We start from the raw sequence: 1,168 nt of genomic DNA, 5'->3' as shown, positions 1-1,168 counted from the left end.
TGAACTGCCATAGCTAAATGAGACAGATATAAAACACCTGCTAGGCTGCTTTGACTCCAAACTCTTTTGGAGTAAGGTAGCCTAGTTTTTCTTGTATTCGCTCTTCATTATAGTGTTGAATATATTTTCTAATTCTAGAAACAACGGTCTTATTATCTAAGGAATGATACTTACAATACTGAAATTCTTCTGTTTTCAAATGAGAATGGAAGGATTCAATTACCGCGTTATCCCAACAGTTTCCACGCCTGGACATACTTGCGATTAAGTGATGTTCCTTCAAATAATTTTGGTAGGCATAGGACGTGTATACGCTCCCTTGATCAGTATGAACAATAATACCCTCTGGATGATTTCTCTTCTTTAATGCTTCTTCTAATGTCTCCATCACGAACGGTATCTGCTGATGCGAATACAGCTTATAGGATACAACCTCATTATTATATAAATCCATAATGGTAGAGAGGTACAACGTTTCACTGCCATATTGAATATACGTAATGTCAGTAACCCATTTTTCGTTCGGTTTCGCAGCATGAAAATCACGGTTTAATACATGAGGCGCTATAACCTCACTTTCCCCATGAGATTTCCATTTCCGTTTTGGTTTTACCTTGCATTGGAGATGGTGCTTTTGCATAATTTTTTGCACGGTATTCCGATTTAACTTTACTTGATGTTGGCGTTTTAAAATAGCTCGTATCTTTCGATGACCATTTCGATAATTTGTTGATTTACAGACCTCTATAATCAAATCTTCATACTTATTTTTATATGTTACCGTCTCTTCTTGGACCCAACAATAATAAGTGGAACGGGGTACCTTTAATACGTTCAATAGCTTTGTTACCGTGTATTTTTTGCGTAGCTTTCCAACTAGATTCAGAACTATTCTTTTATCCACTCCTCTTTCATCGCTAAATACTTTTTTAAGATCTCATTCTCCGCCTTCAAATGGGTGAGCTGACTATTTGTGCGCTCTTCTTCCGTCTTACCTTCTGGTCCATGGCCATACGTATATTGTTTTCCTATGGGTTGATCAAACCGATACATCTCTCCCGTTTTATACCACTTCATCCATGTTTTAATTTGAGAGACATTTTTAATCCCATACTTCTCCATTATTTCTTGGTTTGTCCGTTTTCCACTCAGTTTGTCTTGAACAACC

General features: G+C 37.0%; 2 protein-coding genes. Both read right to left on the bottom strand.

Translation table 11 applies throughout. The annotated features are described in order from the left end of the window. Nucleotides 1–40: 40 nt before the first annotated feature. Nucleotides 41–904, bottom strand: coding sequence for an IS3 family transposase (locus ACE1TI_RS21815; protein ID WP_375009600.1), 864 nt, complete (start codon nucleotides 902–904; stop codon nucleotides 41–43). Beyond that, a partial coding sequence (locus ACE1TI_RS21810; RefSeq protein ID WP_375009599.1) for a helix-turn-helix domain-containing protein occupies nucleotides 889–1,168 on the bottom strand: 280 nt, incomplete at its 5' end. The genes ACE1TI_RS21810 and ACE1TI_RS21815, both read right to left, overlap by 16 nt.

Source organism: Alteribacillus sp. JSM 102045 (assembly GCF_041949975.1).
Lineage (GTDB): Bacteria > Bacillota > Bacilli > Bacillales > Marinococcaceae > Alteribacillus.
This window is presented reverse-complemented; position numbering and strand designations above follow the sequence as displayed.